The sequence below is a fragment of the Glutamicibacter sp. BS14 genome, assembly GCF_056934375.1.
In genome coordinates this window covers 388350-410255 of sequence record NZ_CM167801.1, presented here as the reverse complement: position 1 = coordinate 410255, position 21906 = coordinate 388350, and the positions used below count along the sequence as shown (strand labels likewise).

The 21906-nt window shown below is 63.4% G+C and carries 22 protein-coding genes; 9 read left to right on the top strand and 13 right to left on the bottom strand.

Translation table 11 applies throughout. From position 1 onward, the window contains the following. Positions 1-205: 205 nt before the first annotated feature. The 7 genes from AC1Z36_RS01965 to AC1Z36_RS01935 all read left to right on the top strand — a co-directional run bounded on the left by AC1Z36_RS01965 (position 206) and on the right by AC1Z36_RS01935 (position 7821). Positions 206-805 carry a TetR/AcrR family transcriptional regulator gene (locus AC1Z36_RS01965; protein WP_105658987.1) on the top strand — a complete coding sequence of 200 codons (600 nt, stop codon included), beginning with the start codon at positions 206-208 and terminating at the stop codon, positions 803-805. After that, a complete protein-coding gene (locus tag AC1Z36_RS01960) occupies positions 805-2583 on the top strand; it encodes an alpha/beta fold hydrolase (RefSeq protein ID WP_483561604.1) in 1779 nt (592 codons plus the stop codon). The genes AC1Z36_RS01965 and AC1Z36_RS01960 overlap by 1 nt, the downstream gene beginning before the upstream one ends. 93 nt (positions 2584-2676) lie before the next feature. After that, entirely contained in the window at positions 2677-3897 is a 1221-nt protein-coding gene (locus tag AC1Z36_RS01955) for a GAF domain-containing protein (protein ID WP_105658985.1), read from the top strand. Positions 3898-4060: 163 nt separating this feature from the next. Next, positions 4061-5584 carry an aldehyde dehydrogenase gene (gene adh / locus AC1Z36_RS01950; protein ID WP_402697711.1) on the top strand — a complete coding sequence of 508 codons (1524 nt, stop codon included), beginning with the start codon at positions 4061-4063 and terminating at the stop codon, positions 5582-5584. Between the two features lie 149 nt (positions 5585-5733). Further along, positions 5734-6765 carry an alcohol dehydrogenase AdhP gene (gene adhP, locus AC1Z36_RS01945; protein ID WP_332488507.1) on the top strand — a complete coding sequence of 344 codons (1032 nt, stop codon included), beginning with the start codon at positions 5734-5736 and terminating at the stop codon, positions 6763-6765. Positions 6766-6933: 168 nt separating this feature from the next. Beyond that, a complete protein-coding gene (locus AC1Z36_RS01940; protein ID WP_013347532.1) occupies positions 6934-7359 on the top strand; it encodes a DUF779 domain-containing protein in 426 nt (141 codons plus the stop codon). A 9-nt stretch (positions 7360-7368) separates the two neighbouring features. Beyond that, positions 7369-7821, top strand: coding sequence for a pyrimidine dimer DNA glycosylase/endonuclease V (locus AC1Z36_RS01935; RefSeq protein WP_105658982.1), 453 nt, complete (start codon positions 7369-7371; stop codon positions 7819-7821). A 20-nt stretch (positions 7822-7841) separates the two neighbouring features. Here AC1Z36_RS01935 and AC1Z36_RS01930 read toward each other — a convergent pair whose 3' ends face one another. The 9 genes from AC1Z36_RS01930 to AC1Z36_RS01890 all read right to left on the bottom strand — a co-directional run bounded on the left by AC1Z36_RS01930 (position 7842) and on the right by AC1Z36_RS01890 (position 13844). After that, a complete protein-coding gene (locus AC1Z36_RS01930) occupies positions 7842-8825 on the bottom strand; it encodes a diaminopimelate dehydrogenase (protein ID WP_332728308.1) in 984 nt (327 codons plus the stop codon). A gap of 114 nt (positions 8826-8939) precedes the next feature. After that, the gene (locus AC1Z36_RS01925) at positions 8940-9098 is read right to left on the bottom strand and encodes a hypothetical protein (protein WP_166650877.1); all 159 of its coding nucleotides are present in this window, start codon (positions 9096-9098) and stop codon (positions 8940-8942) included. A gap of 23 nt (positions 9099-9121) precedes the next feature. Continuing rightward, on the bottom strand, positions 9122-9400 hold the full coding sequence (locus tag AC1Z36_RS01920) for a metal-sensitive transcriptional regulator (RefSeq protein ID WP_105658980.1): 279 nt from the start codon (positions 9398-9400) through the stop codon (positions 9122-9124). 27 nt (positions 9401-9427) lie between these two features. Next, a complete protein-coding gene (gene trxA, locus AC1Z36_RS01915; protein WP_105658979.1) occupies positions 9428-9772 on the bottom strand; it encodes a thioredoxin in 345 nt (114 codons plus the stop codon). Next, entirely contained in the window at positions 9769-10638 is an 870-nt protein-coding gene (locus AC1Z36_RS01910; RefSeq protein WP_332488496.1) for a sulfite exporter TauE/SafE family protein, read from the bottom strand. The genes trxA and AC1Z36_RS01910 overlap by 4 nt, the downstream gene beginning before the upstream one ends. Before the next feature lie 3 nt (positions 10639-10641). After that, on the bottom strand, positions 10642-11181 hold the full coding sequence (locus tag AC1Z36_RS01905; protein WP_105658977.1) for a rhodanese-like domain-containing protein: 540 nt from the start codon (positions 11179-11181) through the stop codon (positions 10642-10644). A 32-nt stretch (positions 11182-11213) separates the two neighbouring features. Continuing rightward, positions 11214-12599 (bottom strand): MBL fold metallo-hydrolase, encoded by a 1386-nt coding sequence (locus AC1Z36_RS01900; protein WP_105658976.1) that lies wholly within the window; start codon positions 12597-12599, stop codon positions 11214-11216. Positions 12600-12718: 119 nt separating this feature from the next. Then, the gene (locus AC1Z36_RS01895) at positions 12719-13171 is read right to left on the bottom strand and encodes a hypothetical protein (RefSeq protein ID WP_483561603.1); all 453 of its coding nucleotides are present in this window, start codon (positions 13169-13171) and stop codon (positions 12719-12721) included. A 4-nt stretch (positions 13172-13175) separates the two neighbouring features. Beyond that, positions 13176-13844, bottom strand: a complete 669-nt coding sequence (locus AC1Z36_RS01890; RefSeq protein WP_105662720.1) for a GntR family transcriptional regulator — start codon at positions 13842-13844, stop codon at positions 13176-13178. A gap of 130 nt (positions 13845-13974) precedes the next feature. Here AC1Z36_RS01890 and AC1Z36_RS01885 point away from each other — a divergent pair, with 130 nt between their 5' ends. Beyond that, on the top strand, positions 13975-16806 hold the full coding sequence (locus tag AC1Z36_RS01885) for an FAD-binding and (Fe-S)-binding domain-containing protein (RefSeq protein ID WP_402697707.1): 2832 nt from the start codon (positions 13975-13977) through the stop codon (positions 16804-16806). A gap of 122 nt (positions 16807-16928) precedes the next feature. Here AC1Z36_RS01885 and AC1Z36_RS01880 read toward each other — a convergent pair whose 3' ends face one another. Then, complete coding sequence (locus tag AC1Z36_RS01880; protein ID WP_483561602.1) at positions 16929-18389, bottom strand: HNH endonuclease; 1461 nt, start codon at positions 18387-18389, stop codon at positions 16929-16931. Between the two features lie 334 nt (positions 18390-18723). Here AC1Z36_RS01880 and AC1Z36_RS01875 point away from each other — a divergent pair, with 334 nt between their 5' ends. Then, positions 18724-20205, top strand: coding sequence for an amino acid permease (locus tag AC1Z36_RS01875; protein WP_105662734.1), 1482 nt, complete (start codon positions 18724-18726; stop codon positions 20203-20205). Between the two features lie 68 nt (positions 20206-20273). Here the strand turns inward: AC1Z36_RS01875 and AC1Z36_RS01870 are convergent, their stop codons facing one another. The 3 genes from AC1Z36_RS01870 to AC1Z36_RS01860 all read right to left on the bottom strand — a co-directional run bounded on the left by AC1Z36_RS01870 (position 20274) and on the right by AC1Z36_RS01860 (position 21881). Then, on the bottom strand, positions 20274-20459 hold the full coding sequence (locus AC1Z36_RS01870) for a glycoside hydrolase family 3 protein (protein WP_388026044.1): 186 nt from the start codon (positions 20457-20459) through the stop codon (positions 20274-20276). 265 nt (positions 20460-20724) lie between these two features. Further along, entirely contained in the window at positions 20725-21033 is a 309-nt protein-coding gene (locus tag AC1Z36_RS01865; RefSeq protein ID WP_332489301.1) for a hypothetical protein, read from the bottom strand. A 566-nt stretch (positions 21034-21599) separates the two neighbouring features. After that, on the bottom strand, positions 21600-21881 hold the full coding sequence (locus AC1Z36_RS01860) for a hypothetical protein (RefSeq protein ID WP_105658972.1): 282 nt from the start codon (positions 21879-21881) through the stop codon (positions 21600-21602). Between the last annotated feature and the right edge of the window lie 25 nt (positions 21882-21906).

Sequence of the window (21906 nt, the reverse complement as noted above, 5' to 3'; positions counted from 1 at the left end):
CGAATTCCCCAGTGCGCCCTGAGGCGACTGCTTGCGCAAAGCCTGGACGGGGCAAGCATCATCCATGGCTCCGGTGATCATGATTCAGCGCTTCTGCAGCGTCGCGCCCAGGATTGCTTGGGCGCGCGTGGCAAGTGGATGCGCTGCCCGGGGCGTTCGAGAGGCCGGATTGTAAAAATATATAGACTGGTCTATTTTTAATTGTATGACTTCCAAAGGAGACCTCACCAAGGCACGGCTCGCAGAGTCCATGCTTGAACTCATCCAGACCAGCGGATACAGCGGCACCGGCCTCAATGCAGTGATCGAGCACGCTGCAGCACCAAAGGGGTCGGTCTATTTCCACTTCCCCGATGGGAAAGAGGGGCTGGGCGTGGCCGCAGTAGAACTGGCCGCCAAGCAATTCGAGACCATGATTATCCAGGTCGCCCAGAGCGCAGGAGGTGCTGCCGAAGCCGCCAAGCTTGCTATCCAAGCGTTGGCCGCCATCATCAGCGATAGCGGCTTCCGCTTAGGCTGCCCCGTGTCAGTGGTGACCTTGGAAATGGGAGACTCAAGTGAACGCCTGCGGCAAGCCTGCGCCACCGCATTCGAGTCATGGATCACTCCGACCACTGCCCTGCTCGAAGCCGATGGCGTGGGCAATGCCCAAGCGAAGTCCCTGGCAACTGTTATCGTCTCGACCATCGAAGGGGCCGCCATCGTTTCCCGGGCGATGAAAAGCACCCGGCCGCTTCTCGCCGCCGCCGACGCGGTAGCCGACCTCATTGGCCTGCGCCAACAGGGCGAAGGGGACCAGAATTGATGCACGGAGCCAACCTTCGCCATGCGCTGGTTTTCGGGGCATCGGGACTAATCGGCAGGCATCTGATCCTTGCCCTCCTCGACGCCCGAACGCAGGTAACAGCAGCTGTCCGGAATGCTGAATCCGCAGCGAAGGTCAAGAATTGGCTGAGCCAGCACGGACTGGAACAAGAGATCAATACCGCGATCGTCGACTTCGACGCCCCTGAAATCCTGGCTGGCGGACCTGCGGCCTTCACCAGCGTCACCGAAATTCACAATTGCGCCGGAACCTACCGATTCGGCATGAGTGCGCAGGAAGCCCGCAGCGCTAATGTTGGCATTGTCGAGAAGCTGGTGGATTTTGCTGCAGCACTGCCAGAGCTGCAGCGCATTGTGCATATTTCCGGCTACCGAGTCGGCGGGCAGGATCCCTCGAAGGTTCCGTGGCCGCAGGACTGCCGCGATCATCTCTACCGGAAACTAGGCGCTTACGAAGCCTCGAAAGTGGAGTCCGACGCGGTCTTCCAAGCCCTCGGCAAAGAACACGGAATCCCTTGGACCATCGTCAATCCGGCCAGCGTCATCGGCCACAGCATTACCGGGGAATCCGACCAGCACATCGGGCTGGCCGGCACCATTGAGCAGCTCTGGGAAGGGAAAACCGCAGCTCTTCCCGCAGGTGACTCGACTTTCTTGCCGGTGCTCACGGTCGACTATATGGCTGCGTTCATGGCGGCCGTGGCCATTGCGCCGGAGGCGATAGGCAAATCCTACTGGCTGCTGGATGATGCCACTGCGCCACTGGGGCGCTTGCTGGCCGAAACTGGCCGGCATCTTGGCGCGAAAGTCCCCAAGCTGCGCTTGCCCGTGGGTCTAATCAAGGCTCTTCCTTCGTGGGTCACCAAAGCCGATCCGGAAACGCTCCACTTCATGTCCGCGGACCGCTATCCGACCGGGCCCGCGATCGAATTCGCCAACCGGCACGGAATCCAGATGCCTGATGTTGGTTCCTCTCTGGAGCGCTGGGCCGACTATCTGGCCGCCCACCGATTCGGGGCCGCGGCATCTGGGGCACGCCGCTATGTAGATGTCGGGGGAGTGAGAACTTTTGAGCTGGGCGACCGCGAGGAACGCCGGTTGATCTTCCCTGGCCTTCCGGTAAATGCCGATACCTGGGCCGCAGTAGCTCAGGGCATTGGCGGACGGGCCGTTGACCTGCCAGGGCTTGGGCTCAGCGGCGGACGGGGCGTCCCGGATTGGGGCCGGTGGCTTCCCGCTCTCCTGGCAGGCGGCCCGGTGGATCTGATCGGGCACTCCATCGGGGCAGCCGCCGCCACGCTCGCCGCGGGTCGACTGCCGGGCAAGGTCCGCTCGCTGACCTTGGTTGCGCCGTTTTTCTTGCAAGGGCACGCAGGGAAGGCGCCAAGGTTCCAGCCGCTGGTCCGCGGCTATTTGCGCCATGCGACCGCGGAGCAACTCTCACGTCAATTGACCGGCAACGAGGCGAGCTCAACTGCCTTGGTCTCCAGCGTCAGCGATCTGAAGCGAAGTACCGCCGCCGCGGTAGCTGGCCATCTCGCCCTGGCGAGTTCCAAGCAGTGGCGCCGGCAGTTGCGGGAGATGCTCGATCGCTATGACGGTCCGCTCCGAATTATCTGGGGAGCCGAAGACCCATTGGACCCCGCCGCAATCCGGCAGCTGGAGTCCCGGCCCGAGGCTGGACTGCACTCCATTCCCTCCGCGGGGCACCACCCGCAGCTGACCCACGAGGATGCCCTGATTGAACTGTTGAAGTAGGGGTTGGAGCACGCCTCTTCTCAAGCATCCCCTCTTCGCCTAGTCTGGTTGGAACTGCACAGAACCATCTTTCCGACGGGGTGAAGGGGGAGCGTGAGCACATCTGCCATCGACTGGTCCAACGCAACTCGCCGCGCACAAAAAGCCCGCGAGCTGCTCTCCTCGCAGGAAACCGGACTGGGCGACCTCCCATTGCGCAATGACGTGCGCGAATCCTGGAAACGGTCGCTGGCCCAAACAGGCTCGGTTCAAGAACCGCCGGTTCTGAGCAACGACCGGTTGCGCCTTGCCCGCGAGCGCAGCGAGCTCCAGCGGATTTGGCCTGTTTTCGAAAAGCTCCTTGTTCCCGCCGCAACCGACGCCAATCTCTTGGTCGCCCTTGCGGATGCCGGCGGAACCTTGTTGTGGGTTGCGGGAAGCACCAGTTCGATGAGCCAAGCCGAGCACGTGGGCTTCATGGCAGGTGCCGACTGGGCAGAAAAGAGTGTTGGCACATCCGCGCCGGGAATGGCGCTGGCAACCGGGGCCGGTTCGCAGGTCTCGGGGGCTGAGCATCTCTATGAGCAAGCCCAGCAGTACAGCTGCTCGGCGGTACCGATCCGCGATCCGCGCACTGGTCAGGTAATTGGCGCAATCGACCTGACCGGTGGCCCGGAAGCCGTTGCCACGCACTCCTTGCCGCTGCTGCAAGCGGCGGTCATGGCTGCGGAAACGCAGCTGCTCTTGCCGGGTGCCGGAGTCGTGGCCGATCCCGACTACCTGGACTTGGGGCGCTCTGATGGGGCCCATCTGGGATCAGTGCCGATTTCCCTTCGCCATGCAGAAATATTGACCCTTCTGGCGCACTACCGGGAAGGCCTGAGCACTGCCCAGCTGGTGGAAGAGCTGTTCGAGCGTCCCGATTCCGCGGCCGAGGGCACGGTCCGCGCCGAAATCGTCAGGCTGCGCAAGGTACTCGCGGGCCCAGGCGGGCGTGCCTTGACTTCACGCCCGTACCGCCTTCAGTGGGACCTGCATACGACCCTTGGCCGCCTATGGCGTGCACTGGAGCAGGGCGATCTCGATTCCGCCCTGCCGCTGTACTCCCCGGGCCTGCTGGCCCGCTCCCAGGCGCCAGGCATCGTCTCGCTGCTGTACCGGACCGAGGCCGCGCTGCGTGAAATGGTGCTGGATCGAGGAACTGCGCATCAGCTGCTGAACCTGGGCCGCCAGTTGGCTGACCCTGGCCTCTTGCGAGCTGCCTTGCGCGAATTGCCTGCGCAATCGCCAGCGCGCTCACTTGTCGTCGCCGAGGTCCAGGCCCTCGAGAACTAGGTTCCTTGCCATTGCCGTTCCTCCCGCCAGGCACGAACATGCCATTGCGGTCATCTGGGACCCGTTGCAACCTGCCTGCAACCTTTATGTGACTAGAGTCACAAGCATGGTTCCGCGATGATGCCGTCGCGGCCAGGACATCCGATTAAGGAGACGTGGAGCAATGGCGGTTTACGCAAACCCGAATACCGATGGAGCACTGGTCAATTTCAAGCCGCGCTACGAGAACTACATCGGCGGTGAATGGGTAGCCCCGGTCAAGGGCATGTACTTCGAGAACATCACCCCGGTCACCGGCAAGGTCTTCTGCGAGGTGGCCCGTTCCACCGCAGAGGACGTCGAAGTAGCACTGGACGCGGCGCATGCGGCGGCTGGCGCCTGGGGCAAGACCAGCCCGGCCGAACGCGCAGTCATCCTGAACAAGATCGCGGACCGCATCGAGGAAAACCTTGAAATGCTCTCCGTGGCCGAGACCTGGGATAACGGCAAGGCGATCCGCGAGTGCCTGAATGCCGACCTGCCGCTGGCAGTTGACCACTTCCGCTACTTCGCCGGCGCCATCCGCGCCCAGGAAGGCAGCCTCTCCCAGCTCGACGAGGACACCACCGCGTACCACTATCACGAGCCGCTGGGCGTGGTCGGGCAGATCATCCCGTGGAACTTCCCGCTGCTCATGGCCGTGTGGAAGCTCGCCCCGGCCCTGGCTGCCGGCAATGCGATCGTGCTCAAGCCCGCCGAGCAGACCCCGGTCTCCATCCTGGTTCTCATGGAACTGATCGGCGACCTGTTGCCGGCAGGCGTGCTGAACGTGGTCAACGGCTTCGGCGTGGAAGCGGGCAAGCCGCTGGCCTCCAACAAGCGCATCCGCAAGATCGCCTTCACCGGCGAAACCACTACCGGCCGGCTGATCATGCAGTACGCGTCGGAAAACCTGATCCCGGTCACCCTGGAACTGGGCGGCAAGTCCCCGAACATCTTCTTCGAGGACATCGCTGCCAAGGATGACGCCTTCTACGACAAGGCGCAGGAAGGATTCACGCTGTTCGCGCTGAACCAGGGTGAAGTCTGCACCTGCCCATCGCGTGCGCTGATCCAGGAAAGCATCTATGACCGCTTCATGGGCGATGTGGTGGCCCGCACCAAGGCCATCAAGCAGGGACACCCGCTGGATACCGACACCATGATGGGTGCCCAGGCATCCAACGACCAGCTGGAGAAGATCCTCTCCTACATGGACATCGGCAAGTCCGAGGGCGCCAAGGTGCTGCTCGGCGGGGGACGGGCGGATCTGGGCGGAGAGCTCTCCGGCGGCTACTACGTGCAGCCGACCATCTTCGAGGGCACCAACGACATGCGCATCTTCCAGGAGGAGATCTTCGGGCCGGTGGTAGCGGTGACCAAGTTCAAGGACTACGACGACGCGATCTCCATCGCCAACGACACCCTGTACGGGTTGGGTTCGGGGGTGTGGAGCCGCAATGGCAACGTGGCCTATCGTGCCGGCCGCGCCATCCAGGCCGGACGCGTGTGGGTCAACCAGTACCACGCCTACCCGGCGCACTCGGCCTTCGGCGGATACAAGTCCTCGGGTATCGGCCGCGAGAACCACCTGATGATGCTGGACCACTACCAGCAGACCAAGAACCTGCTGGTTTCCTACTCGGAAGACAAGCTGGGCTTCTTCTAGGAGCAGTAGCTGCCACGAGCAGCATGAGATGACAACAGACCTCGAAGGTACGGGGCCAGCCGGGACAGCGTCCGGGGATCGATTGGCCTCATCCCCCGAACACCAGCCGGCACCCCGCACCTTCGAATGCCATGCAAAGGACAAAGTACATGAGCAAGATGAAAGCTGCAATAGTCGAGGGCTTCGGCGAAGAGTTCCAGGTGAAGGACGCCGCGATCCCCGAGCCCGGCCCCGGCCAGGTGCTGGTGAAGCTGATCGCCTCGGGCGTCTGCCACACCGACCTGCACGCCGCCGAGGGCGATTGGCCGGTCAAGCCGAAGCTTCCGCTGATTCCCGGGCATGAAGGCGTGGGCATCGTGGAAAAGCTCGGCGAAGGAGTCACCGAGGTCGCGCTCGGGGACATGATCGGCAACGCGTGGCTGGCTAGCGCCTGCGGGCACTGCCAGTACTGCCGCACCGGCTGGGAGACGCTGTGCGAAGCCCAGTCCAATGGCGGGTACTCCGTGGACGGTTCCTTCGGCCAGTACATGCTGGTGGATTCCCGCTATGCCGCGCACATCCCGGAGGGCTCGGATCCCCATGAAATCGCGCCGGTGCTGTGCGCGGGAGTGACTGTCTACAAGGGCCTGAAGATGACTGAGGTCAAGCCCGGCCAGTGGGTGGCTATTTCGGGTATCGGCGGACTGGGCCATATCGCGGTGCAGTACGCGGTGGCCATGGGCATGCGGGTGATCGCCATTGACGTGGCCGATGACAAGCTGGCGCTGGCCTCGAAGCATGGAGCGGAAATCACCGTCAATGCCTTCGCCCAGGACCCGGCCGAGATCATCCAGCAGAAGGTTGGCGGAACGCACGGCGTGCTGGTTACGGCGGTGCATCCAAAGGCGTTCGGGCAAGCGATCGGCATGACCCGGCGCGGCGGAACGATCGTGTTCAACGGGCTGCCCGCCGGTGATTTCCCCGCACCCATTTTCGACATCGTGCTCAAGGGCCTGACCATCCGCGGATCGATCGTGGGAACACGGCAGGACATGATCGAGGCGCTGGAATTCTATGCGGCAGGGAAGATCAAGCCGACCTTCCATACCCGCCCGCTGGAAGACATCAACGCCGTATTCGACGAAATGCGCCATGGCAAGATCGATGGGCGCGTTGTCATCGACTACGCCGGCAGGGCGTAGCCGGATCCGCAACGGTTGATGGCACGGTACCGGATGCGGCTTTTCGAAGCGGCATCCGGTACCGGTGCCCTGGCCGCCCTGGCCGAGCGATGGACGGTGCGGCCCAAAAAGAGGACACTGGCCACAACGAGATAAATCCGGACGTGGACAACGAGGCAGGAGCAGGACATGAGCACCGTAACCGAAACACGCGCCGCAATCGAGGGCGAAGAGTTCTCGCGGGTGGCCTTCACCTCCGAAGCCCTGGACCTGCTGCGCAAGCTGTGGGGGATCCATGGCCCGCTGATGTTCCACCAGTCCGGAGGATGCTGCGACGGGTCCTCGCCGATGTGCTATCCGGCCGGCGAGTTCCGCACCGGGGGATCGGACATCCGGCTCGGCGTGCTTTCCCTGGACGGCGCTGATGGCACCGCCCTGGGCGACATTGATTTCTGGATGTCCAAGGAGCAATTCGAATACTGGAAGCACACCAAGCTCACCGTTGACGTGGTCAACGGGCGGGGATCCGGTTTCTCCGTCGAAGCCCCGGAGGGCAAGCGCTTCTTGATTCGCAGCGAGATCATCGAGTTCCCGGCTGGCCCGAACCCCGACTAGGCTTGGCCCATGCGACTGTGGTCCCTGCACCCCTCATTGCTCGACGCCAAAGGGCTGGTTGCCTGTTGGCGTGAAACACTGCTGGCCCAGAAGGTGCTCGCCGGCCAGACCAAGGGCTATACAGGGCACCCGCAGCTTCTCCGGTTCAAGGCGCAGCCCGCCCCGCTGGTGCATATGGGCGGCTATCTGCAGGGCTTGTGGGACGAAGCGGCTGTCCGGGGCTATCGCTTCGACGCCGCGAAGATCCTGCATCCGGCAGCCGCCGCGCAGCTGGAAAAGATCCCGGTCACCCAGGGGCAGGTGCACTTCGAGCGCGAGCACCTGCTGCGCAAGCTCTCCGTCCGGGATCCCGCGCGCATCGCCCGCTTGGAACCGGCAGGGCAGGTGGCCCTGCATCCGCTGTTCGTGCAGGTCCCGGGGCCAGTGGAGGCCTGGGAGAAGGATGCGCTCGCCAGCGGGTGAGCTGCTGGCCCGGCAAAATCCTAGAGCAGCTCCGCGCGCAACTGTGCGGGGGATTTGGGCGAGAGCAGCCCCGGGGCCACATCGTAAACGGTCTGCGCACCGGTGATGCCGCGCTGGTTCATCCGGAAGGCGGCCCGGGCGTAAGCCACCAGCACGCTGGAAGTGAATTCCGGGTTGGAGCCAAGGGCCAGCGAATACTCGATGACCTGCTTCTGCTCGTCGCTGGTATTGCCCGAACGGATCACGAACCCGCCATGCGGCATACTCGAATGCTCGGCGGCCAAGGTCTGCTCGTCGATGAACTGCACCGTGGTGTCGTACTGGTCGAAGTAGTACTCCATGGTCACGATGGCTTCGCGCACCGACTCCGGATCGGCACCGTCTTCGAGCACGACAAAGCATTCGCGCTGGTGCTTCTCGCGGGTGCTCAAGGAAGGGCGCTCGCCGGCCCGGACCCGGTCGATAGCCTCCTGGCTCGGGATGGTGTACTGCACGCCGGCGGCGACGCCCGGGACGCGGCGGATCGCATCCGAATGCCCCTGGCTCAGCCCGCGGCCCCAGAAGGTGTAGGTTTCGCCGTCAGGCAGCAAGGCCTCCCCGAAGACCCGGTTGATCGAGAACATGCCCGGATCCCAGCCCACGGAGAGCAGCGCGGTCTTGCCAGCTGCCTTCGCCGGGCCGTCGATGGACGCGTAGTACTCGGGGATGCGGGCGTGGGTATCGAAGCTGTCCACGGTGTTGAACAGCGCCGCGAACTTCGGGCCCTGCTGCGGCAAGTCCGATTTCGAGCCGCCGCAAAGGATCAATACGTCGATCTGCGCGGCGTGCTTTTCCAGCTCATCGATGCCGAACCGCGGTGCCGGCTGAGCCAGCTGGAGGGCCTGCGGATCACGGCGGGTGTAGACGCCCACCAGCTCCATATCCGGATTCTTGGCGATCGCGGCTTGGACGCCGCGTCCCAGATTCCCATAGCCAGCAATACCGATGCGGATCTTTGAAGTCATGCCTGCCGTTTCCTTGGGGGAGTGAAGTTTGCTCAGCCGCGGATGGGCTAAATACTTCGGATTATGCCAACGAATCCCGGGGCAGTGAAACCCTTGACCCTCTATGACCCCGGCTTAGCCGAACAGGCGCTTGAAGAAGCCCTTCTTCGGTTCGGCTTCGTGGCCCTGGCAGCGGTCCTTATTGGGGACATTGCGCATAGTTGCTTCAACGTGCTGGCCGCAGCCAGCCCACGTGGTCTTCTGGCAGATCTTGCATTGAACCTGGCGGCACATAATTTTTTCCTTTTCGTCAGTAATCAGGACAGGGAGAGGAAGAGCTTTTCGAGTTCTTCGACGCTCAGGCCGTCTTCTTCCTCGGAAGCCTTCTCGGGATCGGCGATGCAGTACTGCATCGCGGTGGAGACAATGGCGAATCCGGCGCGGTCCAACGCGGTGGAGACGGCGGCCAGCTGAGTGACTACCTCTTTGCACGAACCATCGGTTTCCACGGCGTTGATCACCGCATCAAGCTGGCCTCGGGCACGCTTAAGGCGGTTGAGGATCCGCTTGCGGGTCGCTTCGTCAGCAGTACGCATCAATTTCTCCTTGGTACGGGTAGCGGGTTAGTCGTCTTCTGCAATTTCGGCATCCAGGTGTTTGAGTTGGACGAGCAACTGCTCCATAGCGCCAGAGCTCAACGCTCCGGGTTTTGAATGTACAAGTATCCCATCCTTGAACGCCATGAGCGTCGGTATGGATGCAATCCGGGCTGCCTGCGCCAAATCCGGCTGGGTTTCGGTATTCACCTTGGCGAAGGCGATTTCAGGATGCGCCGCGGATGCTTCGTCGAAAATCGGGGCAAAGCCGCGGCAAGGACCGCACCAAGGCGCCCAGAAATCCACGAGCACCAGCCGGTTCCTTGCGATGAACCCAGCGAAGTTCGAAGCTGACAATTCAAGCGGCTTCATCGGGTTTCTCCTTTCAGAACGAGCGGGCAGCGCGCCCCCATCGCCGGAATTTTGTTGCACAGCAGCACCAATGCGCCCGCGAGGGCTGCAACCGCAACTACGACCAGCCCGCCGGGAGCCGGCAGTTCCTGGCTGAGCACGAACACGCCCATGGCCAAGACGAAGTAGCCAAAACCCTTGCGCAAAGCGCGTTCGTCGATCCTGCGCGAAAGCCGTGCTCCGATCAACGAACCGAGGATCGCGGTGGTCGCCAGCCCTGCGGCCAGCGGCCAATCCAGTGCAACTGAATTCAACTGCCCGGCCAGGCCAGTGATCGAATTCAGGGTGATCACCAGCAGGGAGGTGCCCACCGCCTGTTGCATGGACAGCCCGGCCAGCAAAGCCAGTGCAGGGACGAGCAGGAAACCGCCTCCGGCACCGACCAGGCCGGTGACCATGCCAATGCCCAAGCCGACCGGGGCGGACAGCCACAACGACTGTGTTGCGCTGCCAGTGTTTTTCCGTCCGCGGATCATCCCGCGGGCACTGGCCAGCATGATGATCGCGAAACCGAGCATCAGCAGCTGGGCAGGGATCCCGCTGGCCAGCAGCCCGCCGCCAAAGGCGCCAAGCATGCTGGTGGCCGCGAAGACCATCCCCTGTTTCCAACGCACATTGGCCTTGCGGGCATGCGGGATCAGGCTCGTTGCCGAGGTCGCACCGACCACCAGCAGGGAGGTGGCGATCGCTTCCTTGGCGGGCAACCCGGCTACATAGCTGAGCAGGGGAACCATCAGGATTGAACCGCCGCCGCCGAACAGTCCCAGGGACAGCCCGACGATGCTCGCTAGTGCAAGGGCCAGAACCAGCAGCGGTCCGAACTCCATGGCCTACTTCTTTACTTTGTTCCAGGGCATCTTGCCCAAGAAGCTGATCATCGGGCAAGAATCCCGCAGGGCTGAGAACACCAGTCCGCCACCGATGGCCGCCGAAAGATAGGCGAACTTCGGGGAGATGAACTTCGCTCCGAGCAACCCGGCGAGCACCACGGAACCTGCGGTCATGCGCATCTGGCGGTCCAGCGCCCAACGCTGCACGCCGCGCACCATGGTGCCGCCGGCATTTTCGTAGGCGGTGACGCCGCCAAGCAGTACCGTGCTGTGCTCGATCTGTTGCTCCTGCAGGGCACGCTGCGCCTTGGAAGCACGGTTGCCGCTGTGGCAGATCAGCACCGGCTTGCCTGGAATCTTGGCGAGCACCTCGGTGGCGTTGGCGGTGAATTCTTCGAGCGGCACGTTGTACGAGCCGGGAATGTGGAGGGTTTCGAATTCGCCCGCGGTGCGCACGTCAATCAAGGCGAGGTCCGTGTCGGGGGCTTCCACCAGGCATTTAAGTGCTTCGGCGTCCATGGTGGTCAAAGGGGTAGTCATTGAATGCAGTTCAGCTTTCGTGGCGGGGGTGGCTAGTTGGCGAAGGAGGACCAGCCGAGGTAGCTGCCCTCAAGCTCGACGACGTTGTAGCCGGCATCGCGCAGTGCGCTGGCGGCCACGGCATTGCGCATGCCGCTTTGGCAGTAGGTGACGATGGTGCCGCCGGCGGGCAGCTGATCGAGATTCCACAACACCCGTCCGCCGGACAGCTGCTTGGCGCCCGGGATATGCCCGGCGGCGAACTCGGTCTTGTTGCGGACATCCAGCAGCATCTCGTACTCGAAATCGTCCAGCTGTGCCGGGGTGATCGACTTCGGCTTCACCGTTGGCAGGCCTTCCAAGCTGGTGGTGAAACCCTTGACCGCGTCGATGCCCACGCGCATTAGGTGGGCGCGGATCGTCGCGGCGTGTTCGCCGGTCTCGGCCAGCACGATCAGGGCGCGTTGGTCCTTTTCCGGATCGTAGGCCCAGGCGCCGAAGCTGGCGGTCTTCGCCGTACCCGGGATGGACAGCGCGCCGGGAACGGTGCCTGCGGCGATCTGGGTGTGCCCACGGGTATCGACGAACACCGAGACCCCCGCCTCCAGCTGCTGGAGGAGCTGCTGGACGGGTATTTCAGCTAGGGGGTCGAGCTGGCCCAGGATGGCTGGGCCCAGGCGGTTCTGCCGCTTCATGCGGCCGAAGTAGGCGTGGGCGTCAGGCTGGCCGTTGAGCAGTTCGGCGATGAAGCCGTCCTGGTCGTCGTTGGCCAGGTAGGTGCTCCACCAGGCGAACTCGCGTTCGTAGCCCAACGTGGTGGAAGGGACCGCGCCCAGCGCTTTGCCGCAGGCGCTGCCCGAGCCGTGGCCTGGATGCACCTGGATGTAATCGGGCAATTCTGCCAGGGTTTTCTTCAGCGAAGCAAAGAGATCGCGGGCGCCTTCGAAGCGGGTATCGACACCGCCGGCGGCCTCGTCCAGCAAATCCGGACGGCCTAGGTCGCCGGCGAAGATGAAGTCGCCTGAGAGCAGGTAGCCAGGGTCTTGGCTGAAGGCTCCGTCGGTGATGGCGTAAGCCAGGTGCTCCGGGGTGTGGCCCGGGGTGTGGCGGGCGGCGATGCGCAGGTTGCCCAGCGTGATGATATCGCCATCCATCAAACGTTCTGCCTCGAATCCGTACTGCCAATCTTTGCCGCCCTCGCCCGAAACGTAGCTGGTGGCGCCGGTGGCGGCGGCTAGTTCGCGGGTTCCGGAAAGGTAGTCGGCGTGGATGTGGGTTTCAGCGACGGCCGTGATGCGCATGCCGTGCTTGGCAGCCAGGGCAAGGTAGTCGGCGATGTCGCGGCGCGCGTCGACCACGAGAGCTTCGCCTTTGGCCTGGCAGCCGATGAAGTAGCTGGCCTGCGCGAGATCTTCGTCGTAGAGGCGTTCAAGCAGCATGGTTGGTTCCTTTCAAGGTGGATTGGAACCAGACTAGTCTATACCCCCGGGGGTATGTCAAAAATACGGGTGGGGGTATGTGCGGAGGCCCGCAATGCCGCTAGGTGGGAAAGGTGTTTTTATGCCCGGGTGAAAGTGCGCAGCCAGCCGGTTAGCCGCAGCTGCTCCGCGGGCTCCAAGGTTGCCAATAGCTGCAGGGTGCCGTCGTCTGCGGGGCGCAGAATACCCAGGTGATCGGCTGGAACATCGGACATCGCCTCACCAGCCGGGGAATCGGGCGATGCGCTCGCCGCCCTGGAGATGAAGACCTCGTCGGGTGAACCGTTCCAACCCTCGAGGATCGAGATGGTGCCTTCCAGCAGGCGCAGGGCCTCGTGCGCGTGGATCCATGCGCTGGCATCCTTGGCAGCCAGCTCGAACCCGGCTTCGGGAACAATCTTTCGCAGGCCCGTGGCCAGGACGCGCGCTTTCGCGCTGAGCCCCTCGGCCTGGAAGGCGGCTACCGCATCCAGGCGCTGTGTCATGCGCGCGAAGTCCTGCTCAATGCTTTTCCTGCTTGCGAAAATGCCCATGCTCCTATCTTCGCCTACCTTGCGAAAGGCTGTCGAGGTGCTCGGCCAATCGGGTGCTGGCGCGGGAGAGGTGCTGGGCCAAAACCTCTGCCGCGCCCTGGGCATCGCCGGCGGCGATGCATTCGAGCAGGCGTTCATGTTCGCTGGCGATGTCCGCGGTGTTCAGCAGCGTTGCATCCTGGACGTGGGTCATGCACAGGCGGATCTCATCGCTGAGCTGGCCGTAGATTGCGCTGGTACGGGTCGAATCCAGGGCCTGGACCAGTGCGGAGTGGAAGCGGACATCCGGATTGACGATCTGGATCGGGGAAGCATCGCGCAGTGCGGTGATTTCGGCATTGGCCTCGCGTGCAGCTTCCGGGACCTGTCCGGTGCTGGCCAGCAGCCGCACGGCCTCTGCTTCGATGATGGCGCGGGTGCGGTAGATGTCGCGGGCGTCGGCGGATGAGAGCAGCGTGACTTTCGCGCTCTGATGCGCGTTGCGCGTCAGCAGGCCGCTGGCAACGAGGTTCTCCAGCGCGGCCTTGGCGGTTGGCCGGGCCACTTCATAGTGCGCGGCGACGTCCACTTCGCCCAGCGGGGTGCCGGGAGACAGTTCCCCGCTGAAAATCCGGGCACGCAGGGACTTGACGACGGCCTGAACCACGGAAACCACACCTAAACGGGCCGCCATCAGGGTCCTTTCGAGCCGCGGAAAATTTACCTAACAAGTATCCCATGAATAGTACTACTATGGCTTGTGTACTTGTAAGACAATTTCCGTATTCGGCAAGCGCCGCTTGCCAACTGCACAGGAGCGCACCATGGCATTGAGCACGCCAGCACTCGGAGAAACGACGGTTTCATCCGGCATCCTCGATCTGGTCGGCGACCAGGATCGCGTCAAGACCCGATCCATCGACCGCGTTGCCTACGCCTCGGATGCCTCGCACTACCTGTACACGCCGCAAGCTGTCGTGCTGGCCAAGGACGCCGCGGAAGTCTCCGCGCTGCTGGCTGCGGCCGCGCGCGGCAACCAGCCGGTCACCCTGCGCTCGGGCGGCACCTCGCTGGCCGGGCAAGCCAGCGGCGACGGACTGATGATTGATGTGCGCCGCAACTTCCGCGGCATCACCGTGCTCGATAACGGAGCGCGCGTGCGCGTACAGCCCGGTGCCACCGTCCGCCAGGTCAACGCACGCCTGGCCGTCTACGGCAGCAAGCTGGGGCCGGATCCGGCCAGCGAGGCGGCCTGCACCATCGGAGGCGTGATCGCGAACAACTCCTCGGGCATGGCCTGCGGCACCGAGTTCAACACCTACCGCACCCTGGAATCCATGACTTTCGTGCTCCCCTCGGGCACCATGATCGACACCGCGGATCCGCAGGCCGACCGCAAGCTGGCCGCCGCAGAACCGCAACTGGTCGCCACGCTGGACAAGCTGGGCCAGCGCGTGCGCAGCAACCCGGCCTCGGTCGCCAAGATCGAGAAGCACTTCGCGCTGAAGAACACCATGGGCTACGGCATTAATGCCTTCCTGGACTACGACACCCCGGCAGAGCTGATGGCCCACCTGATCATCGGCTCCGAGGGCACCCTGGCGTTCGTCGCCGAGGCCGTCTTCCGCACCGTGCCGATCCGCAAGCTGGCCATCGCCACCTTGGCCGTCTTCGATAACCTGGATCTGGCCACCCGGGCGCTGCCTGAACTCGTGGATTCCGGCGCCGCCACCCTGGAACTGATGGATTCCACCTCGCTGCGCGTGGGCCAGTCGCTGCCCGGCGTGCCGGATGCCATCATGGGCTTCGACGTCGACCAGCAGGCCGCCTTGCTGGTCGAATACCATGCGGACACCGAAGAGGAACTGGCCGGGCTGCGCTCCGCTGGCCAGTCGCTGCTCGACGCATCGGCATTGCGCGCCCCAGCGGTGCTGTCCCCAGATGCGAAGAACCGCCAGGCCGCGTGGAAGTTCCGTAAGGGCCTGTATGCTTCGGTAGCCGGTGCCCGCGCCACAGGCACCACCGCGCTGCTCGAAGACGTCGTGGTCCCGGTAGAGTCCCTGGCCGAAACCTGCGACAGCCTGCAGGAGCTGTTCACCGAGTACGGCTACGCGGATTCGGTGATCTTCGGCCACGCCAAGGACGGCAACATCCACTTCATGCTCACCGACCGTTTCGAAGGCGATGCGGCGTTGAACCGGTACAACTCCTTCAACGACAAGATGGTCCAGCTGATTCTGGACAAGGACGGCAACCTCAAGGCGGAGCACGGCACCGGCCGCGCCATGGCGCCGTTCGTGCGCGCGCAGTACGGCGATGAGCTCTACGAGGTGCACCTGGAGCTGAAAGCCGCCTGCGACCCGCGCCTGATGATGAACCCCGGGGTGATCATCGACGAAGACCACGCCGCGCACATCCGCAACATCAAGCTCAACGAGACCATCGAGATCGAGGCCGACCACTGCGTGGAATGCGGCTATTGCGAGCCGGTCTGCCCGTCCAAGGACCTGACCCTGACCCCGCGCCAGCGCATCGTCGTGCGCCGGGCCATCGCCAAGGCCGAGGCCGAGGGCAACGCCGAGCTGGCGGCCGAACTGGAGCGTGACTACGAATACAACGGCGTGCAGACCTGTGCCGTGGACGGCATGTGCGTCACCGCCTGCCCGGTGGGCATCAACACCGGCCTGCTGGTCAAGCGCCTGCGCCGCGGAGACGCGCACCCGGTCCTGGAAGCCGGCTTCAAGGCCGCAGCCAAGGGATGGGGACCTGCCACGCGCGCTGGTTCGCTGGCCCTGAGCATCGCCGATAAATTCCCTGCTTCGCTGGTCCGCGGTGCCACCGATGCTGCGCGCAAGGTGGTCAGCACCGACACCATGCCACGTTACGATGCCGACCTGCCTGGTGGCGGCAAGGCGCGCAAGCCCATGGCCGGCAACTTGGGTGCAGCTGGCACCGAGCCGCTGGCCATCTACCTGCCAGCCTGCGTGAATTCGATGTTCGGCCCTGCAGGAGACGGGGAAGGAGTCGCCCCGGCGTTCACCAAGCTGCTGCACGCTGCTGGCGTCTCGGTTTACGTTCCCGAGGGCATTGAATCCACCTGCTGCGGTACCCCGTGGACTTCCAAGGGCTACGAACAGGGCCATGAGGTCATGGGCCAGCGCGTGCTGGAAGAAGTCCGTGCGGCCATGCCGGGCAAGGTCCTGCCGATCATCTCCGATGCCTCCAGCTGCACCGAAGGCTTTGCGCATACCCTGGCCGAGCATGGCTACGAAGTGGTTGACCTGCTGGCGTTCACTTCGCAGCACTTGCTGGAGAAGCTGCCAGCGCTCGAGAAGATCTCCTCGGTCACCTTGCACCCAACCTGCTCGTCCACGCAGATGGGCCTGAACCCGGACATGCAGAAGATCGCAGAGGCTGTGGCAGATACCGTGAACACCCCGGTGAACTGGGGCTGCTGTGGTTTTGCCGGTGACCGCGGCATGCTGCATCCGGAGCTGACCGAGTCGGCTACCGCTCGCGAAGCTGCCGAGGTTCGTGAACTGGATGCGCAGGAACACGCTTCGTGCAACCGCACCTGTGAACTGGGCATGACCCGTGCGACGGGCAAGGAATACCGCCACATCGTTGAACTGCTGGCAGACGCCGCCAGCAAGTAGAGGTCGGAGCAAAGCCGCTTGGAAAGTAGTTTCCAGGCGGCTTTGTCGCAGGATGCTGCGCAAAGCCGGTGGCGTCGAGCGGCATTAAGCCATGAGTACGCGCAATGGTTGCTTGCCGGGAGTCAGGCTGCGAGGTCTTCAGGGCCATCCTTGGGCTTCAGCCGTTCCTTGAGTTGCTGTATCCATTTCGAGTCGCGTCTCAATTGCGGGAACGGCTTGTGCGCGTACCCCGTGGCTGGTGGCGCGGTGGACTTGTAGGACATCGCCGAGCCGGGACAGATCATGATGGTGTGGCCGTTGCCGTAGCTCGTGTATTCGTACCAGCCGGCGGCTTCCTTGGCCTTGTTGCAACTAGCGCATCGGCCATCGCCGTTGAAGACGGTGCTCTTGCCTCCGCGGGCGTATTGCTTGACGTGGTCTATTTCCTCCACGATGCCGTCGCAGAACGGGGTGCGGCAGTGCCGGTCGCGGATCGCGATGAACTTCTTGAGCTTTTCCGGGAAGATCCGGGCTTTGGAGTCCATGGCGATCAGGTCCTGGTCGCCGGGTGCGGTGTAGAGGCGGGCGAGTTCGGTGCGCACGTCGAGCTGTTCGATCAGCTCCGTGGTGGGTTTGGCGTCCATTTGGTCGAAGGTCAGGCTGTTGGGGATCTGGTGCCCGCTGATCCATTCGCGTACGCTCTGGGCGGGGATGAAGCCGTAGCCTTCCAGGTAGGCTGGTTCGCGTTCGCCGGCGAACAGGGCCCGGTCGGTCATGACTACTGCGACTTGCAGGGCGATGGGCATTTTGGAGGGTTCGCCGACCATCATGTAGCTGAAGAGCAGGTCGGCGCGGATCTGGGTGCGGGTGCGGGGGTCGCCTTTTTTGCGCAGGGTTTTGGATTCTTCGTCGAGGTAGCGTTTGAGGCACATGCCCTGCAGCAGGGGGTATTCGCCGTGGATGATGATGCGGCCGTGCTGGTCGTCGATTTTCAGGGTGAGGTTGCGTTGCTCTTCGACGGTTTTCTGCTTGATGGAGTCGGGGTCGGAGATGTAGGCCAGGGCGAATTTTCGGACTGTTTCCTTGATTTGGGTGGTGCCCATGGATTCGAACATGTGCGGGTTCTGGGCGTAGAGCTGGTCGAATTCGGTGCGGCGCTGGGGTTTGAGGTCTTGGAGCGGGGTGAGGATGGCTTGGGTTTGGGCTTCGGTGAATTCGCCGCGGGCGCAGGCGGCGGCGAGGTTCGGGGTGTCTTCGAAGAGGATGCGGCAATTGACCAGGTAGTTGCGCATGCCGTGCGGTGATTGCTTGCGGGCCAGGGCGACGCAGGCGGCTGCGCCGCGGGTTTGGTCATCGAGGTGGACGCCGCGTTCTTCGTGGTCGCGGACGTATTCTTTTTCGATTTGGTGGGCGAGGCCGGCCTGCTTGCAACGTGCTGCGGAGATGAGGGCTTCCAGCAACTCGATGCCGTGGGCGCAGTCGGCTTTGCTGCCGTGTTCCTCGAGGGCGGAGAGGTCGTTTTGCACGGTTTGGACGTGGAGGTCGAATTCCTCGGGGGGTGCTGGTGGGGTGAGGCTGTTTCCGTGCGCCTTTGCTTCGGACATGTTCTAATTATACTTCGCTTGTTCGAACATGTCTTCTAATAGTGTGGAAAACTTCAGGGGTTTTCGATAGACGAGAGTGCGCGAAGCGGAATAAAATGCATAAATATGCATTCCTGATCATGAAATCCATCTCAAAAGCTGACTGCCGAGCGATGCGCAAATACGGCTAATGCCCAAGAAGAAGCGGGAATTAGTGCGAACCCGCCGGATTCCTGAAAAGTCGGGACCAGCTGGATTATGACATGATATTCCAGTTCAGAACTTCCACGCGCAGCGCCCGGCCGCATCCTAGGCAGGGGCGAGGCAGCACCACCATTTCCCTTGAGGATCCGCGATGAACCGCAAACCGTCCGTGAGCTCCAGTCCGGCCACCCTGCTGGGCGCGCAGCTGCGCCGCCGCAAGTCGATCACGAATATGATCGCCGAAGCGGAAACCAATGCAGGGGCAGGCCAGCTGCGCCGCACCTTGGGCATGTGGCAGCTGACCATGATCAGCGTCGGCGCCACCATGGGCACCGGCATCCTGGTGATCCTCGGCGATACCGTGCCGATCGCCGGTCCGGCCATCTGGATCTCGTTCGTGATCGCGGGCATTACCGCGCTGCTTTCGGCGGTGTCCTATGCCGAAATGGCCGGCATGGTTCCGGTTTCCGGCTCCAGCTATTCCTATTCCTATGCCACCATGGGCGAAGGCATCGCCTGGATCTGCGGCTGGTGCCTGGTGCTCGAATACGCGGTGTCGGTGGCTGCGGTGGCCGTGGGTTCGGGCCAGTACGTGAACGAAACGTTGCGCACCTTCGGCATGGAGCTGCCCGAGCTGCTGGCTGGCGGCCCGGCCGACGGCGGAGTGGTGAACCTGCCGGCGCTGATCGTCGTCGCACTGGCCACCTTGCTGCTGGTGCGCGGGGCGCGCGAGTCGGCCATCGTGAACTCGATCGTCGTGGCCATCAAGGCCGGCATCCTGCTCTTCTTCTCGGCCGTCGCCTTCAGCGCCTTCAATGCGGGCAACTTCGAGCCGCTGCTGCCAATGGGCGCCGCCGGCGTGACCGCGGCGGCATCGAGCGTGTTCTTCTCCTATATCGGCTTCGACGCCGCCTCGACGGCCGGCGAGGAAGCCAAGAACCCGAAGCGCGACCTGCCCCGGGCGATCATGCTCTCCATGCTGATCGTGACCATCAGCTACGTGCTGGTGGCCGTTTCGGCGATCGGCGCGCGCGAATGGAACTGGTTCGAAGGCGCACAGGCGCCGCTGGTGCAGATCATCGGCGAACTGACCGGGCAGCCGATCTTCGTGCTGGTCTTCGCGGTCGCCGCCGTGCTGGCCATCGCCTCGGTAGTGCTCACCGTGCTCTACGGCCAGACCCGCATCCTGCTGGCCATGTCGCGCGACGGGCTGGTGCCCGCGGTGTTCGGCAAGGTCTCGGCCCGCACCGGCACCCCGGTCGCCGGCACCTGGATCACCGGCATCCTGGTGGCGGTCACGGCCGGGTTCATCCCGCTGGGCGCACTGGCCGACGCCACCAGCATCGGCACGCTGTTCGCCTTCGCGCTGGTGGGCGCCTCGGTGATCTACCTGCGCAGAACCCAGCCCAAGGCCGAGCGCACCTTCCGCGTGCCGCTGTACCCGCTCACCCCGATCCTGGGCATCTTCGCTTGCCTGTTCCTGATGAGCCAGCTCGGTTGGCATACCTGGCTGGTGTTCATCATCTGGATGATCGTCGGCGCAGCGCTCTACCTTGGCTACGGCCGGCGCCGTTCGCGCCTGGGCCAGATGAGCGCGCAGGACTACGCGGCCAGCCACGGAAACGAAAAGTAGCTGCGCGCAGCACGCAGCAAGCGGGCGGGACCCGGCAGCCACAGGCATGCCGGGTCCCGCCCCTTTAACTACTTGCCCTGGTAGCTGAGCCCGAAGCCGTAGTCGAAGAGCGCTCCATCGGCAGTTTCGCCGTAGCCGGGCAGGTCGCTGAACTGCTCGGTGATCGCTTCGCGGGTGCCGGCCAGCGCGAACGGCATGCGCCCCTGCGGGGCGAACTTGCCCGAGAGGATGTCCATCAGCGCGGTGTCGGACATGCCGAAGCCGGCGACGATCGAAAAGCCCGCACTCTCGGATACCCCTTTCGGGGATATGTTGGGTTTTGAGGGATGACTTTGAAATCGTCGAATCTGTCTCAATTCCACGTCGCCAATTTGAGCTCACTAGCAAAAGTTCTGCAGCGCTTCCTCATCGCCGACGGCTTGGCCGCGAAAGATTGGCAGCCGCGAGTACATCGGCACTGTCATCAACAAGAGGGGGCGCAATGCTTGAAGTGGTCTGGGGTTCTTCTCTGCCTATGAATCAGGAAGCCCAGAACTGGAAGACCTTCTGCACCTCCGTATGCCAAGGCCGGATGCCATCAGTCCACCCACTGCCTGGCGCGCCCGTGTCTTTATTGACGATGAGCGCTGCCAGCGAAGGCTCTCCACGGTTGATGCAGTCATCGGAAAGGTCGTCCAGGACGTGCCTCAATTCGTAGAAGACGCCTACTCCTTCGATACCGATTGCCTTGCCCAGTTCGCCGTAGGTAACGATCGTGCGCCGCATAGCAGCCATAATCAATGCCGCTCGGGCCTGAGCGACGTCTACAGTCCTGTCTTTTCTAGCCATGAGCTAATCATCCCCCCAGCGCGACGGTAAAGCTATCGACGGCGCCGTCAAAGAATGTCCACGCTCCATCTTCTAGAGTTGGGCAGCTGACGGTCTTCTAGAGTTGGGCAGCTGACGGTTGGTGACGGGGTAACGCGCATGACCATCCAGATTCCTCCGGGCGTGGAGGCAAGCCTCGAAGCCGTGCTCGACACAGCCATGGCAGTCGGGAACTGTTGAACATGGTCCGTATTGTCGAGGCCTTCGGAATCGCCCTGAGGCTGCGGGAGGCGCCACGAAGCGTTCAGCCGGTCCTCCAGGCGGGTGATGGACGAGTCGGCCTGTGTTTAACTACTTGCCCTGGTAGCTGAGCCCGAAGTCGTAGTCGAAGAGCGCTCCATCGGCAGTTTCGCTGTAGCCGGGCAGGTCGCTGGCCTCGTCCATGACGAATGGCTGGCGGATCGCACCGGGCGCTTAATGCCCGTCGGGCTGTTGAATTCGCCGTTCGCCGCATTTGAGGAGCTGCAGGCGAGTTCCGCGAAGTTGGGGGAGGGTGCGGCTTTCCGTACCGCCCCCAGCTCTGGCCCCTAGATTTCGCAGGTTTCGGCGGGCGCGTTGCGGATCAATCCGCGCTCAGCCACCAGCGTGCTGATGAGCAGAATGGCGGCGGCCGCGTTCCAGGGAACGAGCGGCAAATAGCCTTCTGGCGGCAGGTCGGAGAGCAGCCAGCGGGTTACCAGGAACGTGGCCAATCCCAGCGCAAGCGAAATGGCGAATGCGATGCCCCGGTGCTTCTTGGAGACGCCCTGCCACGCGGGGATTGACCCGTCGGCAGGTGCTTCAGAGGTGATTCCCAAGAATTTCAGCATGCGTTCCTTCTCGATAATGTCCGAT

What these genes read in the sequence shown, in the direction of transcription:
- AC1Z36_RS01860 (WP_105658972.1), bottom strand. Translation starts at nt 21,881, where the DNA reads ATGCTGAAATTCTTGGGAATCACCTCTGAAGCACCTGCCGACGGGTCA.
- AC1Z36_RS01965 (WP_105658987.1), top strand. Translation starts at nt 206, where the DNA reads ATGACTTCCAAAGGAGACCTCACCAAGGCACGGCTCGCAGAGTCCATG.
- AC1Z36_RS01905 (WP_105658977.1), bottom strand. Translation starts at nt 11,181, where the DNA reads ATGACTACCCCTTTGACCACCATGGACGCCGAAGCACTTAAATGCCTG.
- AC1Z36_RS01935 (WP_105658982.1), top strand. Translation starts at nt 7,369, where the DNA reads ATGCGACTGTGGTCCCTGCACCCCTCATTGCTCGACGCCAAAGGGCTG.
- AC1Z36_RS01870 (WP_388026044.1), bottom strand. Translation starts at nt 20,459, where the DNA reads ATGTCCGACACCGCGCTGATGGACATCCTCTCGGGCAAGTTCGCCCCG.
- AC1Z36_RS01910 (WP_332488496.1), bottom strand. Translation starts at nt 10,638, where the DNA reads ATGGAGTTCGGACCGCTGCTGGTTCTGGCCCTTGCACTAGCGAGCATC.
- AC1Z36_RS01925 (WP_166650877.1), bottom strand. Translation starts at nt 9,098, where the DNA reads ATGTGCCGCCAGGTTCAATGCAAGATCTGCCAGAAGACCACGTGGGCT.
- AC1Z36_RS01875 (WP_105662734.1), top strand. Translation starts at nt 18,724, where the DNA reads ATGAACCGCAAACCGTCCGTGAGCTCCAGTCCGGCCACCCTGCTGGGC.
- AC1Z36_RS01960 (WP_483561604.1), top strand. Translation starts at nt 805, where the DNA reads ATGCACGGAGCCAACCTTCGCCATGCGCTGGTTTTCGGGGCATCGGGA.
- AC1Z36_RS01920 (WP_105658980.1), bottom strand. Translation starts at nt 9,400, where the DNA reads ATGCGTACTGCTGACGAAGCGACCCGCAAGCGGATCCTCAACCGCCTT.
- AC1Z36_RS01930 (WP_332728308.1), bottom strand. Translation starts at nt 8,825, where the DNA reads ATGACTTCAAAGATCCGCATCGGTATTGCTGGCTATGGGAATCTGGGA.
- AC1Z36_RS01865 (WP_332489301.1), bottom strand. Translation starts at nt 21,033, where the DNA reads ATGGCTAGAAAAGACAGGACTGTAGACGTCGCTCAGGCCCGAGCGGCA.
- AC1Z36_RS01895 (WP_483561603.1), bottom strand. Translation starts at nt 13,171, where the DNA reads ATGGGCATTTTCGCAAGCAGGAAAAGCATTGAGCAGGACTTCGCGCGC.
- AC1Z36_RS01890 (WP_105662720.1), bottom strand. Translation starts at nt 13,844, where the DNA reads ATGGCGGCCCGTTTAGGTGTGGTTTCCGTGGTTCAGGCCGTCGTCAAG.
- AC1Z36_RS01900 (WP_105658976.1), bottom strand. Translation starts at nt 12,599, where the DNA reads ATGCTGCTTGAACGCCTCTACGACGAAGATCTCGCGCAGGCCAGCTAC.
- adhP (WP_332488507.1), top strand. Translation starts at nt 5,734, where the DNA reads ATGAGCAAGATGAAAGCTGCAATAGTCGAGGGCTTCGGCGAAGAGTTC.
- AC1Z36_RS01885 (WP_402697707.1), top strand. Translation starts at nt 13,975, where the DNA reads ATGGCATTGAGCACGCCAGCACTCGGAGAAACGACGGTTTCATCCGGC.
- AC1Z36_RS01940 (WP_013347532.1), top strand. Translation starts at nt 6,934, where the DNA reads ATGAGCACCGTAACCGAAACACGCGCCGCAATCGAGGGCGAAGAGTTC.
- AC1Z36_RS01880 (WP_483561602.1), bottom strand. Translation starts at nt 18,389, where the DNA reads ATGTCCGAAGCAAAGGCGCACGGAAACAGCCTCACCCCACCAGCACCC.
- trxA (WP_105658979.1), bottom strand. Translation starts at nt 9,772, where the DNA reads ATGAAGCCGCTTGAATTGTCAGCTTCGAACTTCGCTGGGTTCATCGCA.
- adh (WP_402697711.1), top strand. Translation starts at nt 4,061, where the DNA reads ATGGCGGTTTACGCAAACCCGAATACCGATGGAGCACTGGTCAATTTC.